Origin of the sequence: Kitasatospora sp. SolWspMP-SS2h, assembly GCF_003259315.1 — a bacterium.
Lineage (GTDB): Bacteria > Actinomycetota > Actinomycetes > Streptomycetales > Streptomycetaceae > Kitasatospora > Kitasatospora fiedleri.
In genome coordinates, this window is sequence record NZ_QLLT01000004.1 from 234,163 (window position 1) to 249,959 (window position 15,797).

A 15,797-nucleotide genomic window follows, 5' to 3' on the forward strand; every position below is an offset into this window, starting at 1 on the left:
GGCGGGCGGTGCCGGTCACCGCGGGCCCTCGTTCCACGGGCCGCGGGAGGCGCGCTCGCCGGGGGCCAGCCGCCGGGCCGCGGTGAGCCCGTCGGCGATCGGCAGCATGACCAGTTCGACCCGCTCGTCGCGCCGGGCGTGCTCGTTGAACGCGCGGACGGCGGCCGGCTTGGGGCCCGGGTCCTCGTCGATCACCTGGCCGCTGAACAGCGTGTTGTCGACCAGCAGCAGGCCGCCGGGGCGCAGCCGGGGCACCAGCTCCTCCCAGTAGCCGACGTAGCCGGGCTTGTCCGCGTCGATGAAGGCCAGGTCCAGGTGCGGCTCGGCGGGCAGCGCGCGCAGCGTCTCCAGCGCGTCGCCCAGCCGCAGCTCGATCCGGTCGGCGACGCCGTCGCGGACCCAGAACTCGCGGGCCAGCTCGGTCCACTCGGCCGAGACGTCGAAGGTGATCAGCGAGCCGTCGGCGGGCAGGCCGCGGGCCAGGCAGAGCGAGGAGTAGCCGGTGAAGGTGCCGACCTCGACGATCCGGCGGGCGCCCAGCAGCCGGACCAGGAAGGTCAGCAGCGCGCCCTCCTCGGGGGCGACGGACATGTGCGCCTGGTCGGGGATCGCCGCGTGGGTCCGCTCGATCAGCTCGGCCAGCAGCGGGTCCGGCGTCATCCGGCCCTGGGCCAGGAGGTAGTCGTGCAGCTCGGGCGTGAGGGCCACGCCTCGGGGGGTGAGTGTGTCGTTGCGCAGCACAGGATTCTCCCGAGTGAGGTGGGGCGGTGGGCGGAGCGGGCTGAGCGGGTCGAGCCGGCTGAGCGGTCCGGCCCGGCCCGGCCGGGACGGCGCGGTGCGGGGTGGTGCGGGGTGGTGCGGGACAGTGCGGGGCGGTGCGGTCAGGTCTCAGACGGAGCGGGCCGGCGGCGCGGCGAGCACCGGGTCGACGGGGTGCCAGGCGGCGTAGGCGTGCCGGACCGCCGCGGTCTGTTCGGGCAGTCCGGCGATGAACGCGGTCAGGTCGCCGGGACAGTGCAGCTCGAACCGGCGGCGCAGCCCCGGGTGGTCGTGCTCGCGGACGAAGTACATGACGGTCGAGCCGTCGGGGCCGCCCTCGTGGGGGTTGTGCCCGCCGCCCTCGGTGAGCAGCCCGGCCTCGACCCGCCAGGAGGCGACCAGCCGGGTCAGCAGCCCGGTGCTGGGGCGGGCCACCACGAACGCGGTGTGCTGCTCGAAGCCGTTGACCACCTCGGCCTCCTCGACCTGCGGGGCGTACGCCCGGCTGTCGCGCGGGAAGAGGAACACCTCCACGGCGGCGTGGCGGCGCCCGCTGGGCAGGCCGAGCCGCAGCCGGGTGATCCGGACGTCGCAGTCGGCCGGGTCGAGCCCGTGGCGCTCGGCCAGCCGGCGGCGCACCACCGTGCTGGGCACCACGGGCGACGGCGCGAGGCCGAGCTGCTGGAGCCCGCGCAGGCCCTCGTCCAGGGTGCGGGGGAACAGCAGCAGGCCGCAGTGGTCGAACACGCAGTGCTGCTCGGTCAGCGCGGCGGCGTCGCCGCCGGCCGGGACGGGGGCCAGCAGGGACGAGGCGACCGCCGCGGAGGCGAGCCGGGCGCTGCGGACGACGTCGTCCAACTGGCGCAGCCCGGCCGCCGAGAAGACCTCGGACCCGGGGCGCGTCCCGGCCCCGGAAAAGCCACCGGTCTCCGGAATTCCGTGGACCGACCCCGGCTCTGCATTCGCTTTCTCGAAACGTCGTGCAATCGACATCGATACCTCCTGCAACGGGGACGACCGGAATTCTGTAGTGGCCGCGGACCGTTCGGCAAGCCTTTCCAGGGCCGATCGGGCCGGAACGGCCGTCCGAAGTGGCCTGATTCCCACCGGTCCGGCCCCGTGGCCTGGGCAAACGGGCGGATTCGGTTTTCTCGATGGCATCCATCGGCCCGGCCGAACGGTTTACCGGCGTGTTGCGCCCCCACCCCGGGACCCTCCGGAAGCCGCCGGCCCGCGCCCCCCGATTGATTGTTCTTAACGCATGCCGCCTGGTCCGTGCCCCTTTTGGGCACCGCCGGGGCCCTTCGACCGCTGCCGCCGATGGATCACATCGGCACGGCCGAAGCTTCCGGGACGAATCCGCCGGACCGCGGCGGGTGCCACCGCCCGGGCGGTCCGGATATAAGGGCTCCTTATTCGGACCGACCGGTCCGGGCGAATTGGAATCCCTTATCGGGGCGCCCTGGACGGGCGGTCGGCGGCATGAGCAGAATCCCGGTCGGAAAGCACCGGATGTTTGCGCCGACGCCGATGGAGGACCTCCGTGAAAGCTCCCCCCGAGGAATCGACAACGGTCTCCCCGGTCTCCCGCACCTTCGGCGAAGCCCTGGAGCGGGCCGCCCGCCGCCCGGGGCCGGCCGTCCTGGACGGCGACCGCTGGTACAGCTGGCAGGACTGCCTGCGCCAGGCCGAACGGACCGCCGCCGCCCTGCACCGGCGGGGACTGCGGGCCGGCGAGGTACTGGCGGCCCAACTGCCCAACGGCTGGGAGCTGGTGGTCCTGCACGCGGCCACCGCCCGGCTCGGCGTCCTGCTGCTGCCGCTGCACTCCGGGTACGGCGCGCACGAGGTCCGCTCGCTGCTCGAACAGTCCCGGGCGAGCGCGCTGGTGGCCCGGGACTCCTACCGCGGCCGGGACCGGACCGCGGAGATCCGCGCCCTGCGCGAGCACCTCCCCGCACTGCGGGAGGTCTGGGTCTCCGGCGGCGCCGCGCCCCGGCCGGCGGACGGCCCGGACGGGCTGCGCAGCTCGGCCGAACTCCTGGACGGGGCGCCGGAGTCGACCGGCGACCTGCCCGGGCCCCCGCGCGACCCGGACGCGCCGCTGATGCTGCTCGCCTCCTCCGGGACCACCTCCCGGCGCCCCAAGCTCTGCGTCCACAGCCACGCCGGGCTGCTCGGCAACGCCGCGGCCGTGGCGGCCGACGGCGGCCTCGGCGCCGGGGACACCGTGGTCTCGGCCAGCCCGCTCAGCCACGCCTTCGGCATGCTCTCGGTGCACCTGGCGCTGGTCGGCGCGGGCGCGGTCGGGCTCTTCGAGAGCTGGGAGCCGCGCCGCTTCCTGGCCGCGCTGCGCACCGCCGGCGCTACCGCCGCGTTCGCCGTACCGGCCCAACTGCGGGACCTGATGGCCCTGTTGGAGCAGGAAGCGGCGGCTGGTCCGGAGCGTCCGGTGGCCGGGCTGCGGGAGGTCCGCACCGGCGGCGCGCCGGTGCCCCGGGAACTCGCCGAGGGCGTGCGCCGACGGCTGGGCGCCCGGCTGATCGTCCAGTGGGGGATGACCGAGGTGGGCGCGGGCACCTTCACCCGCCCCGGCGACCCGCCCGAGGCCGCCGCGACCATCGGCCGCCCGGTGTCCGGCGGCGAGGTCCGGGTGGTGGACGCCGCGGGCGTCCCGGCCGCCCCCGGCGAGACCGGGGAGCTCCAGTACCGCAGCCCGTACCTGTTCCGCGGCTACCTGCACGCGCCGGAGCTGACCCGGGCCGCGTTCACGGCGGACGGCTGGCTGCGCTCCGGCGACCTGGCCGCCCTGCACCCCGACGGCTCGGTCGGCTACCGGGGGCGCGGCGACGAACTGATCAACCGGGGCGGGCTCAAGTTCAGCGCCCTGGAGGTGGAGGAACTCCTCAACGACCTGCCGCAGTTGGCCCAGCACGCGGTGGTGGCGCGGCCCGACCCGCGGCTGGGCCAGCGCTCCTGCCTGCTGGTCGCCCTGCGCGAGGGCGCCCGGCTGACCCTCGACGAGGTGACCGGGCACCTGTCCGGCAAGGGCCTGGCCACCTACAAGCTGCCCGAGCAGCTGGTCGTGGTCGACCGGCTGCCGACCACCGTCACCGGCAAGATCGCCCGGGCCCGGCTGAAGGAGATCCCGCTGGACCCGCTGCCCGCGGCGGACCCCGCGCAGCCGCCGGTCCCGCCGGTCCCGCCGCTCCCCGTGCAGCCGTCGGCCCCGGCGGCCCCGTTCGTGCCCCGCCCCCGGGACGGGCAGCGGCGGGCGGACCTGGACACGGCCCGATGAGCCCCCGGACCCGCCTCCCCGTCAGCCTCCCGGCCGTCCGCCCGGCCGCCCGTCCGGCGGACGGCTCCGGGACCGGCTCCACCAGGGGCTCGGCGGACGGCTCCGCGAACGGCCCGCGCTCAGCCCGCCAGCTGCTTGCGGATCGCGGTCTGGAAGCCGATCAGGCTCGGGTTGGCCGAGTTGCGGTCCAGCCAGGTCATGGTGATCGCCGTGCGCAGTTCGCTGCCGCCGATCTCCACCACCGCCACCTCGCCCCGGTCGGCCTGGTTGCGGACCGAGACCAGCGGCAGCAGCGCGCAGCCCATCCCGGCCGAGACGCAGGCGCCGAGCGTGCCGATGCTGTCCACCTCGGCGACCGGCTCCTTGCCGCCGGCGCCCCCGAACGCGCCGTCGTACATCTCCCGGAACCCGCAGCCCTGCTGGGTGGCCAGGAACGGCTCGGCGGCCAGCTCCGCCAGGTCGGCCCGGCCGCGGGCGGCCAGCGGGTGCCCGGGCGGCACGATGATCACCAGGGGTTCCTCGGCCAGCGTCTCCGCGCGCAGGCCGCTGTCCTCCGGCGGCGTGCCGAAGGTCAGGCAGAGGTCGAGGTCGCCGCGGCGCACCGACTGGTAGAGCTCGCCGCGGTTGAACTGGGAGACCCGGACCCTGGTCTGCGGGTACAGCTCGCGGTAGTACGAGAGCACCTCGGGCAGCAGGTACAGGCCCAGGGTTTCCAGGGCGCCGAGGGCCAGTTCCGTGGTGGGCCGGGAGACCGCGAACCGGGCCTCCTCGATCAGCTTGAGGATCCGGTCGGTGTAGGAGGAGAGCACCTCGCCCTGCGGGGTCAGCCGGATCCTGCGCTGCGAGCGGTTGATCAGTTCGACGCCCAACTCGCGCTCCAATGACTGGATCTGATCGCTCACGCTGGACTGGGCGTAGTGCAACTCGCGCGCCGCCTGTGTCACGCTGAGCGTCCGGGCGACCACCTCGAACGTGCGAAGGTGTCGTAACTCCATGATGGCGGTACCCCTCTGACGATCTATCGGCTGGGCCGATTGTATCCATAGGCCATTCCCGTCGTCAGTACCGTCAACTCCCCTTCCGGGTCCGGAAGAATGGCACTTCCCGCCTCCGACCAACCGATGATCCGGGGGCGAGGCATGCCATTCTTGAACGAGGAGCACACATGGCTACCCAGGCCGGCGTCCAGGCCGCCGTCACTCCCACCGGCCCCCAAGGACCACCCCGCACCCTGCTGATCGGGCTCTCGCTCGGCTACTTCATGGTGCTGCTGGACATGACCATCGTCTCGGTGGCCCTGCCGGCGATGGCCGACTACCTCCACGTGGGCCTGAGCGGCCTCCAGTGGGTCACCAACGGCTACACCATCACCTTCGCCGCCCTGCTGCTCACCGCGGGCTGGCTCTCCGACCGCTTCGGCGGGCGCCGGGTCTTCGTCTGGGGCCTGGTCGCGTTCGGCGTGCTGTCCGGCGTCTCGGCGCTGGCCACCACCCTGCCGGTGCTGGTCGCGCTGCGGCTGGCGCTGGGCGCGGCGGGCGCGCTGCTGCTGCCCTCCTCGCTCGCGGTGATCACCAACGCCTACACCGACCCCGCGCTGCGGGCCCGGGCGGTGGGCTCCTGGGCCGCGATCACCGGCGCGGCGCTGGCCGCCGGACCGGTGGTCGGCGGCGTGCTGACCGACACCGTCGGCTGGCGTGCGATCTTCCTGATCAACGTGCCGCTGGCGGTGATCAGCCTGGTCATCACGCTCCGGCTGGCCCCGGAGACCGCCCGCAAGCAGCGCAGCGGCCTCGACCTGCCCGGCCAGATCAGCTCCGTGGTCGCCCTGGCGGCCCTGGTGTACGCGCTGATCGAGGGCCCGGACAAGGGCTGGGGCGCCCCCGGGGTGCTGGTCGCCTTCGGGCTCACCGTGCTCGGCGCGATCGTCTTCCTCGCCGCCGAGCTGCGGGCCGGGGACGCGGCCATGGTCCCGCTGCGGATGTTCCGCAGCCCGGGCTTCTCGCCCGCGGTCGCGGCGGGCCTGCTGGCCAACTTCGGCCTCTCCGGCCTGCTGTTCGTGCTGTCGCTGTTCTTCCAGGACGGCCGCGGCTACTCCCCGGTCGTCGCCGGCCTGGTCTTCCTGCCGCTGACCCTGCCGACCGCCTTCAACCCGATCTACACCGGCCGCCTGGTCGGCCGGATCGGGCCGCGCAAGCCCGCCACCATCGGTTTCAGCCTGATGGGCGTCGGCGCGCTGCTCCAGGCGCCGTTCACCGACGACTCGGCGCTCGCCCTGGTGGCGACCGTGGTGGGCCTGCTGGCCTTCGGCTTCGGCGTCTCCTTCGCCCTGCCCGCGCTGGTCGCCGGCATGGCGAGCACCGTCCCCGCCGAGTTCGCCGGCATGGGCGCCGGCGTCCTCAACTCGGCCCGCCAGGTCGGCGCCTCGCTCGGCGTCGCCGTCCTCGGCGTGATCCTCAACCTGTCCTCGTCCAGCGCCGACGGCACCCGTTGGGCGCTGATCGTGGGCGGACTGGTCCTGCTGCTCGGGGCCGTCGTCACCAGTACCGGACTGCGCGGAAAGGCACCCGCCAAGTCCTGACCCACCCCCGAGCGCGCGCCCGGTTCCGCCCTACCCGTCTCCAGGAGGAACATTGGCTACCGCACCACCGCCCATCCGGCCGCCGGCCCCGTCCCAGGGGCTGAGCGTCGACGGGGTCGACCACCTGGCCTTCGTCACCTGGCGGCCGCGCGAGACGTACGAGTTCTACACCCGGGCCCTCGGCATGCCGCTGGTGCACGCCATCACGGCCACCGGGTGGGTCACCGACGACTACCCGGACTTCGTGCACTTCTTCTTCGACATGGGCCGGGGCAACCGGATCGCGTTCTTCTACTACTTCGGCCTGCCCGAGGAGGCGCCCCCCAGCGACCTCATGCACCGCTCGCGGCACGTCGCCTTCCACGTCGAGACCGAGGAGGAACTGCTGGCCTGGCGCGACCGGTTGAAGGCCCACGGAGTGCGGGTCACCACGCCGCTCGCCCACGAGCTGATCGAGTCGATCTACTTCGACGACCCCAACGGTCTCCAGCTGGAGATCACCCGGCCGCTGCGCGAGATGTCGGGGATCGACGCCCGCGACGCCGAACTGACGCTCCAGGCGCTGATCGACGTCACGGGCGCGCCCCGGCCCTCGGTGCAGGCGATGTGGCAGCGCAAGGCGGAACTCATCCGGAAGAACCTGGAGGTGCCCGCGCCATGACGCTCGCCCTGTACGTACTCGACGTGCCGGAGTTCGAACCGGTGGTCGCCGCCGCCCGCCAGGCGGGCATGGACGCCCGGTCCACCGGCGACTACCTCGAACTGACCTCGCCCACCGACGAGGTGCTGCTGCGCCGCGAGGGCACCGGCATCCGCACCGCGCTCTGGCACGCCGCCCTGACCGGCGGCCTCGCCGGCCGCATCGTCCTCTTCACCTCCGACACGCTCCACCTGACGGGGGAGGGCCGATGAGCAGCGAGCCGACGAGCAGCCGGCCGACGGGCAGCGAGCCGGTCGGCGACCGGCCGGCCGGGGACGGGCCGACGAGCAGTCAGGAGCACCCCGTGGACCGCGCCGCCGACCGCCGCACCACCCGCCACCCCGTCCTGGTGGTCGGCGCGGGCCCGGCCGGGCTCGCCGCGGCGCTCGCGCTGCGCGCCGCCGGGATGCCCGCCGTCGTCCTGGAACGGCGCACCGCCGAGACCGTCCGGCCCGGCAGCCGCGCCGCGTACGTCCACGGCGCCTCGCTGCGCGAACTGGAGCGGCTCAGCCCCGGGCTCGGGCAGCGGGTGGCCGACCGCGGCGTGATGTGGGCCACCAAGCGCTCCTTCTGGGCCGGGCACGAGGTCTACACCCGCACCTACCCCCGCTTCGCCAAGGACGGCCTGCCCCCGTTCACCAGCCTGCCCCAGGTGGACACCGAGGACCTGATGGCCGCGGCCTGCCGCGAGCACGGCGTCGAGTTCCACCACGGCGTCGAGGTGAAGTCCGCCGAGACCACCCCCGACGGCGTCCGGCTGGTCGACTCCACCGGGCGGGCCTGGGAGGCCGACTACGTCATCGCGGCCGACGGCGCCCGCTCGCCGCTGCGCGACGCGATCGGCGTCCCGCTGGAGGGCCCGCGCTCGCGCAACACCTTCGTGGTGGTCGACCTCAAGGACGACCCGGCCCACCCGGTGCCGATCGAGCGGGTCTTCCACTACAAGCACCCCAAGGCCGGCGGCCGGAACGTGCTGATCGTCCCGTTCGCGGGCGGCTGGCGGGTCGACCTCAACCTGGCGGTCGACGACGACCCGGAGCGCTTCGTCTCCCCCGAGGGGCTCAGCCGCTGGATCTCCCGGGTGATGCCCGCCGCGTACGGGGAGCGGGTCAGCTGGGTGTCGACCTACACGTTCGCCCAGCAGGTGGCCACCGAGTTCACCGACACCCACCACCGGGTGCTGCTGACCGGCGAGGCGTCCCACCTGTTCGCCCCGTTCGGCGCGCGCGGCATGAACTCCAGCATCCCGGACGCGGTCCGGGCGGTGGAGGCGGTGCACGACGCGCTGTCGGCCGACGGGCGGGCCGCGGCCACCGCGCAGATCGCCCGGTTCGCCGCCGAGCGCAAGGAGGCGGCGCTGTACAACCGGGGCTGCGCCAGCACCGCGCTGGAGCACATGGTGGCGCAGCGGCCCGCGGTCCGGCTGCGGCGGCGGATGGCCGTCGCGGTGGCGCTGGCCGGGCAGCGGGCGGGCGCCTGGCTGGACTCGGCGCCGTACGGGCCGAAGCTGGCTGCCAAGGGGGCCGCCCGCAACAACTACTGACGATCCGTCCGTCCGCCTCGTCCCGCTGCTCCGCCCGCCCGGGCGGGGGCGGGACGGGCGGGGCGGGTGGTTCCCGCTCCGCCCCGCCGGGGCCCGTCCGGTCACGGTCAGGGCGGGCCGAGCGGGACGTCCCGGAGCGTGGCCCGGGCCGCCGAGCGGGCGGCCCCGATCACCGGTTCGCGGGCGGAGGGGGAGAAGGCGAGGTAGACCGGGAGGGGCTCCGGATCCGGACAGAGGGTGCCGGACGGCACCGGACGCAGCGAGGGGTCGGTGTGGTGCACGTTCGCGGTCAGCACGGTGTAGGCGAGCCCGGCCCGGACCGAGGCCCGCACCGCCAGCGGGTCCGAGCACCAGGGGGCCGACCGCCAGGGGACGTTGTGCTCGGCCAGGGTCTCGATGATCCGCCGGCTCAGGGCCGAGCGCTCACTGACCAGGGCCACCGGGACGGGCTCCTCGGGCAGCGGCGAGTCCGGCCCGTACCAGGCCACCCGCAGCCGTCCCAGCATCTCGCAGCGCGGCGTCTCGATGCCCAGCAGGATCGCCGCCTCCAGCTCCTCCTGGGCGACCCGGTCGGCCAGCGCGGCGCTCAGGCCGGTGGCGATCGAGCACTTCAACTGCGGTCTCTCCACCGCCAGTTCGCTGAGCATCGTGCGCAGACCGTCGGCGAAGTGGACCGAACAGCCCAGGCTGAGCGAGTCCAGCGAGCCCAGCGTCGATATCCGGCCGAGCACCTCGTTGTTGAGCAGGATCACCCGGCGGGCGTGCGCCAGCACCTCGCGGCCGACGGGGGTCAGCAGCAGCGGGCGTCTGGTGCGTTCGAACAGCGGTGCCTGGACAATGGATTCCAGCCGCTGGATCTGCTGGCTTATGGTCGGCTGGGTGACGTGCAGGGAACGGGCGGCACACGCGAATCCGCCTTCGTCGACAATCGCCACGAGCGCGCGGAGCAACTTGACCTCGATGTCGCGTAAAGACACTTTCACGCACCTGCTTCTCGGTAGACACGGCCACGCCGATGGCCATGTGGGGGACCGGGCACGGAAAAGGGCTTCCGAGTGGCCCGGAGGGCAGGGAAACCGGTCAGTGCGGCCGTTTCGCGAAGGAGTCAGCAGGGCCTGTTTTCGGGTGGAATCTCCTTCGGGAAGCGGGCGGGAGAGACGGCCGGGGCAGGGGTGGGACACCGCCCGGGCACGGCCGCCCCACCCGCCGGCGGGCCCGAAGCGGTGCCCGCCATTCCTGAATACTCGCATGCCCGATCGATTATTAAACGGGGCGAGCGGGACGTGACCGGATCGCACGCCTCCTGTGAACGGTGCGTCCGGAATCCGTCAGTGGGACTGCCGGTGCGCGGGGCGGGCCCGGGCACGACGGAGCCCGGGGCGCCTCCTCCGTGAGGGGGACGCCCCGGGCTCCGGGCGCGGAGTGGCCGGTCCGCCGGTGCGTCAGCCGGACTTCACGGCGCACGCGGCGCCGTTCAGGGTGAACGCGGTGGGGGCGGTGTTCGCGGTGGTCCAGCTGCCGTTGAAGCCGAAGGAGACCGAACTCCCCGGGGCGATCGTCCTGTTGTGGCCCGCGTCGGTGACGGTCACCTTCGCGCCGCTCTGCGCGACACTGCCGTTCCACAGCGAGGTGACGCTCTGGCCGCTCGGGAAGGTCCACGCCACCGTCCAGCCGTTGACCGGCGCGGTGCCCCTGTTCGTGACCGTCACGTTGGCGCCGAAGCCGCCGCCCCACTGGCTGCTCACCGCGTAGGCGACCTCGCAGGAGGAGGTGCCGCTGCTCGGCGAGGCGGACGCCGACGGCGACGCCGACGGGGAGGGGGACGGCGATGAGGAGGGAGAGGGAGAGGGGGAGGCGCTCGCGCTCGGGGAGGGCGAGACGCCGCCCGCCGTGTCGCCGTACAGGACGCCCCGGCCGTTGGTGCCGACGTAGACCCGGCCGTAGATCCGCGGGTCGCCGGTGATCGGGCCGCCGGTCCACCCCCACTGGTGGGCGTCGTCGTTGATCCGGACCCAGCTCGCGCCCGCGTCGTCCGAGCGGAACAGGCCGCGCACGCCGCCGATCTTCGCGGAGGTGTACATCGCCGGGTGGGTCCGGCCGGGGGCGGCCTTGCCGAAGCCGATGCTGTCGGCCTGGTCGACGCCCGGCTGCCGGGCGAAGGTCGCGCCGGCGTCGGTGGAGTGCCACAGGCCGTAGCCGGTGGCGGTGGTGCCGCCGGCCAGCCAGACGTCGCCCCTGGTGCCCGGGACGGCCTTGAAGCGCACCGACGCGGCGGGCAGGCCGCTCGCCTTCGCGGTGAAGGTGGCGCCCGCGTCGGTGGAGACGTAGAAGGTGCCGCCGGACCAGCCGTAGAAGGTCTTCGGGTCGACCCGGTCGGCCTGCACGCTCGCGCCCGCCGGGATGCCGGTGGCGGCCGTCCAGGAGCTGCCCGTCCCCGAAGTGCGGTACACGCCGGTGCCCTTCGGGCTCCACACGGTGGCCGCGCCGTCCGCCGCGAGGGCGACCTGCCCGCCGCCGGTGACGCCAGCCGGCTCGGCGGAGGCGGCGAACCAGTGGGAGCCGCCGTCCGTCGAGTAGCCGATGTGCTTCTCGGTCGAACCGGACGCGGTCTCGCCGACCCGCACCATGGTGGCCGGCGCGGCCTCGGCGAAGTCCATCGAGGTGCCGGAGGTCAGGTTCGGCTGGGCGAAGGTCTGCGCCGGGACCTTCGCCGGGTCGTCGTGCCGGAACCCGCCGAGGTCGCCCAGCGAGCTGAGCAGCGGCGCGCCGGCCGGCGGCGAGACCAGGTCGTTGACCGCAGTCTCCTCCAGTCCCTTGACCACCGGGGCGATGCCGACCTTGGCGCCCTTGTCGAAGTCGGTCAGGTTCGAGGAGCCGTACAGCGTCGCGCCGGTGCCGTACAGCATCCGGTCGGAGTCGAACGGGTCGATCTCCAGGGACTCGGTCATCCAGCCGAGCTTCGGGGCCTCCTCCGGCGCGGAGGCGTTCGCGTGGAAGGTCAGCCACGGCACCGCGGAGACGTCCATGGTGTACCGGTCGACCCGGTTCGGGTAGCCGTCGTACGACCAGAACGGCTTCCAGGTCGCGCCCGAGTCGGTCGAGCGCCAGATCCGGGTGTCCGGCCACCACGAGCTGTAGCCCGTCACCATCAGCACATTGGGGTGCCGGCGGTCGACGGTCAGGCCCGAGTAGCCGAAGTAGTTGTCGCTGCTGTTCGAGGACGGCACCGGGCTGACGTTCGTCCAGGCGCCGGTGCCCGTCGCGTACTTCCACACGTCGCCGTGCGCGCCGTCGTACGGGCCGCCGGTGTCCGAGTACGAGACGAACAGGTTGCCGGAGGCGTCCAGGACGGCCTTGTGCGGGACGAAGCCGGTCGGCTGGCCGCCGATCCTGGTCCAGGTCGTCCCGCCGTCGTCCGAGCGGTAGACGCTGTTCTGCTGGTCCGCGACGCCGACGTACACCGTCCTCGTCACGCCGTTGACGGTGCCGCCGCCCTGGTCGAACACCTCCCACAGCACGCCCAGCGGGTCGCTCTGGTAGCCCGAGGTGTCGGTCGGGTCCGGCGCGTAGGTGCCGGTCACCGGGAACGCCTTCACCTGCGACCAGGTCACGCCGTAGTCGGCGCTGCGCCACAGGCCCTTGCCGCTCGGCGCGCCGAACCAGAGCACCGCGCTGTTGTTCGGGTCGATGGTGAGGCGCTCGCCCATGCCGCGGCCCGGCATGTTGCCGCCGACCTTGAACGGCAGGGTGGTGCGCTGCCAGGTCCTGCCCTGGTCGGAGGAGCGCAGGATCGCGCCGTTCGCCGGGTCCCAGCCGTTGGTGTAGGTGCCCGCCGCGACGTACACCCGCTTCGGGTCCCTGGCGTCGGTGGCCAGGCTGGCCACCCCGGTCAGGCCCCAGTCGTCCCAGCCCAGCGAGTCCAGCAGCGGGATCCACTGCTTGGTGGCCGGGTCCTGCCGGTACGCGCCGCCGATGTCGGTGCGGGCGTACACCAGGCCCTGCTGCCCCTGGTTGAACACGATGCCCGGGATGAACCCGCCACCGCCGATCTGCACGTTGTTCCAGCTGTACGGCTGGCTCCCGACGGCCGCCGCGCCCGTCGGCTCGGCGGCACCGGCGGTCGGCCGGGGCAGCACCGCGGTCGCCGCGCAGGCGGCGACGGCGGCGACGGCGGCCACCACCGCCGACACCGGCCGGCGTCCGCGCACCGGGGGCCGCGAGGCGGCCCGGCGCTCCGGGGGGACAGGGGTCATGGGGGCTCTCCTCGGTCACGGGGGCGGAGGACCAGAGAAGCCGCCCGGTCCGCCCGGCCGACAGCGGCCGGGTCCCGCACGGGGGCGAAACCGCAGGTCGGTGCCGCGCCCGCGGTGGAAGTTACATCGGCTCCAGGGCCGACCGACGCCCCGGGAACCGCCCCTGACGGAGCGGCGCGCACCTGCGGCGGGCCGCCTCCGACAGCCGTCCGGCAGCCGTCCGGCAGCCGTCCGGCAGCCGTTCGACGGCCTGTACGCGTCCCCGCCGCCCGGACGGCCGCCACCGGGCGGCGGACGGGGCCCGGTCAGCAGGACTGGCGCACCACCAGGTGGGTCGGCAGCACCACGGAGCGGCCCGGCGCCGCGTCCTGGAGCAGCTCCACCGCGCGGGCGCCCAGGTCCTCCACCGGCTGGCGGACGGTGGTCAGGCCGGGCCGGGAGGTCGCGGCGGCCGGGGAGTCGTCGAAGCCGACCACCGCGACGTCGTCCGGCACCCGCCGCCCGAGCCGGCGCAGCGCCCGCAGCGCGCCCACCGCCATCGCGTCCGAGGCGGCGAACACCGCGTCCACGTCCGGGTACTGGTCGAGCAGCCGGAGCATCGCGTGCTCGCCGGAGCGCGACCCGAAGTCGCCGTAGGCCACCGCGCAGCGGGCCGGGTCGCCCCGGTCGGCCAGCGCCCGCCGGTAGCCGGCCAGCCGGTCGGCGCCCGCGGCGGTGTCCGGCGGCCCGGCGATGGTGGCGATCCGCCGCCGCCCGGCCCGGTGCAGCAGGTGGACGGCGGCGCGGGCACCGCTCAGGTTGTCGGCGTCCACGTGCGCCAGGCGCTGCGACTGCGGCGGCCGGCCCAGCGACACCACCGGCACGCCCGCGGCCTGCACCAGCCCGGGCAGCGCCGGGTCGCCCCACCGCCCGACCAGCAGCACGCCGTCCACGTGCCCGCCGCACAGGTAGCGCACCAGCGACGGCCGGACCGGCCCGGGGCCCGCCGTCAGCACCACCAGCTCCCGGTCCGGGACGACGCGCTGCGCGCCCGCCAGCAGCCGCACCGGGAACGGGTCGGCGTGGAAGCGCAGCACGTCCGCGAACGCCACCACGGCGATCGCCCCGGTGTCCCGGGCCGCCGCGGCGGGCGCCCGGCGGCGGACGTAGCTCAACTCGCGGGCCGCGCGCTCGACGCGGGCGGCGACCTCGGCGGACACCGGCGCGGACCGGTTCAGCACCCGGGACGCGGTGGCGCTCGACACGCCCGCGCGGGCCGCGACCTGGGCCAGCGTCGGACCGGGGGACGCGCTCGGCGCCCCGTCCGGCCCGGAGATCGGGAACGGGACGGCGCGACCCGGCTGGCGGGCGGCGCCGATCGGCTGGGGGAGCGGGTGAACGGGCAACGCGGTCGCCCTTCCTGGCACGGGGTGGGGGAGCCCATGGCCACCCGCCCGGGGCCATCGGTGTCCGCACCGTAGGGTCCTGGTCGGTGGACCGTCAAGAGCTCCGACACGACCTTCTCCCCACCCCGCCGGAGCCGGGCCCCGCTCCCCACCGTCCGCCGCCCGAAACCTCCCTGACGCACCGTCGGAACATCCGGTCCCGGGGACCACCGCAGGCAGTCAGCGGGCCAGCAGCTCCCGGACGGCCGCCGTGATCTCGTCGGGGGACTCCTCGGCCATGAAGTGGCCCGCGCGGGTCAGGCGGTGGTCCAGGTCGGGGGCCCAGGCGCGCCAGACTCCGGCGGCGTCGTAGCCCAACCGCGCGCCCCAGTCCTGCTGGACGACGGTGACGGGCACGGCCAGCTGCGAACCGGCGTCCAGATCGGCCCGGTCGTGCAGCACGTCGATGCCCGCGGAGGCGCGGTAGTCCGCGACGATCGAGGGGACCGCGGCGGCGCTCGCGCGGAGGTACGCGGCGCGGACCCGCGGGGGCAGGGCGGCCGGATCGTTCGCCCAGGCGTCGAGGAAGGAGCCGAAGAACGCGTCCGCGCTGTTGGCGATCATCGTCTCCGGCAGGCCGGGCGGCTGGGCCATCAGGTACAGGTGGTAGCCGACCGCCGCCGACGTGCCGTGCAGGACGTCCCACATGTCGAGGGTCGGTACGACGTCGAGGATGCCCAGGTGGGTGACCGTCCCGGGGTGGTCCAGCCCGGCGCGGAAGGCGACCAGCGCGCCCCGGTCGTGCCCCACCAGCGCGAACCGCCGGTGGCCGAGCGCCGCCGCCAGCGCCACCACGTCGGCGGCCATCGTGCGCTTCGCGTACACCTCGGGACCGGTGGCCGCGGGCTTCCCGCTGGCGCCGTAGCCCCGCAGGTCGGGGCAGATCACCGTGTGCTCGGCGGCGAGCCGCCCGGCGACGTGCCGCCACATCAGGCGGGTCTGCGGGAAACCGTGCAGCAGCACCACCGGGCTGCCGCTGCCGCCGACCCACGCGGCCAGCTCCACCCCGTCCGCACCCGGCAGCCGGACGTCCTCGAAGCCCTCGAAGCCCTCTGAGCCCTCTGAGCTCTCGAAACCTGCGGGGTCTGCGGGGTCTGCTGCGGGGCCGGGCGTGCCGGGCGTGCCACCGGATGTCAGGGACGTCATGACAGGGACCTCTTCCTCGGACCGGGTTCCCCGGATCGGGAACCGACCGCACCAGCCTCGGCGACGCCGATCAGCAACCGATCAGCAAACGGATCG

Annotated in this window: 12 protein-coding genes; 5 read left to right on the forward strand and 7 right to left on the reverse strand. The window is 74.6% G+C overall.

Features of this window, described 5'->3' with window-relative positions; genetic code table 11:
* Positions 1 to 15: 15 nt before the first annotated feature.
* A complete protein-coding gene (locus K353_RS06930) occupies positions 16 to 660 on the reverse strand; it encodes an O-methyltransferase (RefSeq protein WP_111552792.1) in 645 nt (214 codons plus the stop codon).
* A 228-nt stretch (positions 661 to 888) separates the two neighbouring features.
* Complete coding sequence (locus K353_RS06935; protein WP_111552681.1) at positions 889 to 1,617, reverse strand: hypothetical protein; 729 nt, start codon at positions 1,615 to 1,617, stop codon at positions 889 to 891.
* Positions 1,618 to 2,302: 685 nt separating this feature from the next.
* Between K353_RS06935 and K353_RS06940 the strand changes: the two genes are divergently transcribed.
* Positions 2,303 to 4,057, forward strand: coding sequence for an AMP-binding protein (locus K353_RS06940; RefSeq protein ID WP_158585365.1), 1,755 nt, complete (start codon positions 2,303 to 2,305; stop codon positions 4,055 to 4,057).
* A gap of 119 nt (positions 4,058 to 4,176) precedes the next feature.
* Here K353_RS06940 and K353_RS06945 read toward each other — a convergent pair whose 3' ends face one another.
* Complete coding sequence (locus tag K353_RS06945) at positions 4,177 to 5,052, reverse strand: LysR family transcriptional regulator (protein WP_111552683.1); 876 nt, start codon at positions 5,050 to 5,052, stop codon at positions 4,177 to 4,179.
* Positions 5,053 to 5,222: 170 nt separating this feature from the next.
* On the opposite strand from K353_RS06945, the gene K353_RS06950 reads away from it, so the two are divergent.
* The 4 genes from K353_RS06950 to K353_RS06965 are packed head-to-tail and all read left to right on the forward strand — an operon-like array spanning position 5,223 to position 8,878.
* Positions 5,223 to 6,635: an MFS transporter gene (locus K353_RS06950; RefSeq protein WP_111552684.1), complete on the forward strand. Its 1,413-nt coding sequence runs from the start codon at positions 5,223 to 5,225 to the stop codon at positions 6,633 to 6,635.
* A gap of 52 nt (positions 6,636 to 6,687) precedes the next feature.
* Positions 6,688 to 7,296 (forward strand): VOC family protein, encoded by a 609-nt coding sequence (locus K353_RS06955; RefSeq protein ID WP_199528017.1) that lies wholly within the window; start codon positions 6,688 to 6,690, stop codon positions 7,294 to 7,296.
* Positions 7,293 to 7,547, forward strand: coding sequence for a hypothetical protein (locus tag K353_RS06960; protein WP_111552685.1), 255 nt, complete (start codon positions 7,293 to 7,295; stop codon positions 7,545 to 7,547). The genes K353_RS06955 and K353_RS06960 overlap by 4 nt, the downstream gene beginning before the upstream one ends.
* On the forward strand, positions 7,544 to 8,878 hold the full coding sequence (locus K353_RS06965) for an FAD-dependent oxidoreductase (protein WP_111552686.1): 1,335 nt from the start codon (positions 7,544 to 7,546) through the stop codon (positions 8,876 to 8,878). Before K353_RS06960 ends, K353_RS06965 begins: the two co-directional genes overlap by 4 nt.
* 107 nt (positions 8,879 to 8,985) lie before the next feature.
* On the opposite strand, the gene K353_RS06970 is transcribed toward K353_RS06965, so the two are convergent.
* From K353_RS06970 to K353_RS06985, 4 genes are all read right to left on the reverse strand, one after another.
* On the reverse strand, positions 8,986 to 9,855 hold the full coding sequence (locus K353_RS06970; protein ID WP_158585366.1) for a LysR family transcriptional regulator: 870 nt from the start codon (positions 9,853 to 9,855) through the stop codon (positions 8,986 to 8,988).
* A gap of 465 nt (positions 9,856 to 10,320) precedes the next feature.
* Complete coding sequence (locus tag K353_RS06975; RefSeq protein WP_111552688.1) at positions 10,321 to 13,131, reverse strand: cellulose binding domain-containing protein; 2,811 nt, start codon at positions 13,129 to 13,131, stop codon at positions 10,321 to 10,323.
* A gap of 305 nt (positions 13,132 to 13,436) precedes the next feature.
* On the reverse strand, positions 13,437 to 14,516 hold the full coding sequence (locus tag K353_RS06980; RefSeq protein ID WP_233533420.1) for a LacI family DNA-binding transcriptional regulator: 1,080 nt from the start codon (positions 14,514 to 14,516) through the stop codon (positions 13,437 to 13,439).
* 219 nt (positions 14,517 to 14,735) lie between these two features.
* On the reverse strand, positions 14,736 to 15,701 hold the full coding sequence (locus K353_RS06985; protein ID WP_111552689.1) for an alpha/beta fold hydrolase: 966 nt from the start codon (positions 15,699 to 15,701) through the stop codon (positions 14,736 to 14,738).
* Between the last annotated feature and the right edge of the window lie 96 nt (positions 15,702 to 15,797).

Coding starts and splice junctions, on each gene's coding strand:
- K353_RS06930 (WP_111552792.1), bottom strand. CDS start 660: ATGACGCCGGACCCGCTGCTGGCCGAGCTGATCGAGCGGACCCACGCG.
- K353_RS06945 (WP_111552683.1), bottom strand. CDS start 5,052: ATGGAGTTACGACACCTTCGCACGTTCGAGGTGGTCGCCCGGACGCTC.
- K353_RS06950 (WP_111552684.1), top strand. CDS start 5,223: ATGGCTACCCAGGCCGGCGTCCAGGCCGCCGTCACTCCCACCGGCCCC.
- K353_RS06960 (WP_111552685.1), top strand. CDS start 7,293: ATGACGCTCGCCCTGTACGTACTCGACGTGCCGGAGTTCGAACCGGTG.
- K353_RS06965 (WP_111552686.1), top strand. CDS start 7,544: ATGAGCAGCGAGCCGACGAGCAGCCGGCCGACGGGCAGCGAGCCGGTC.
- K353_RS06975 (WP_111552688.1), bottom strand. CDS start 13,131: ATGACCCCTGTCCCCCCGGAGCGCCGGGCCGCCTCGCGGCCCCCGGTG.
- K353_RS06985 (WP_111552689.1), bottom strand. CDS start 15,701: ATGACGTCCCTGACATCCGGTGGCACGCCCGGCACGCCCGGCCCCGCA.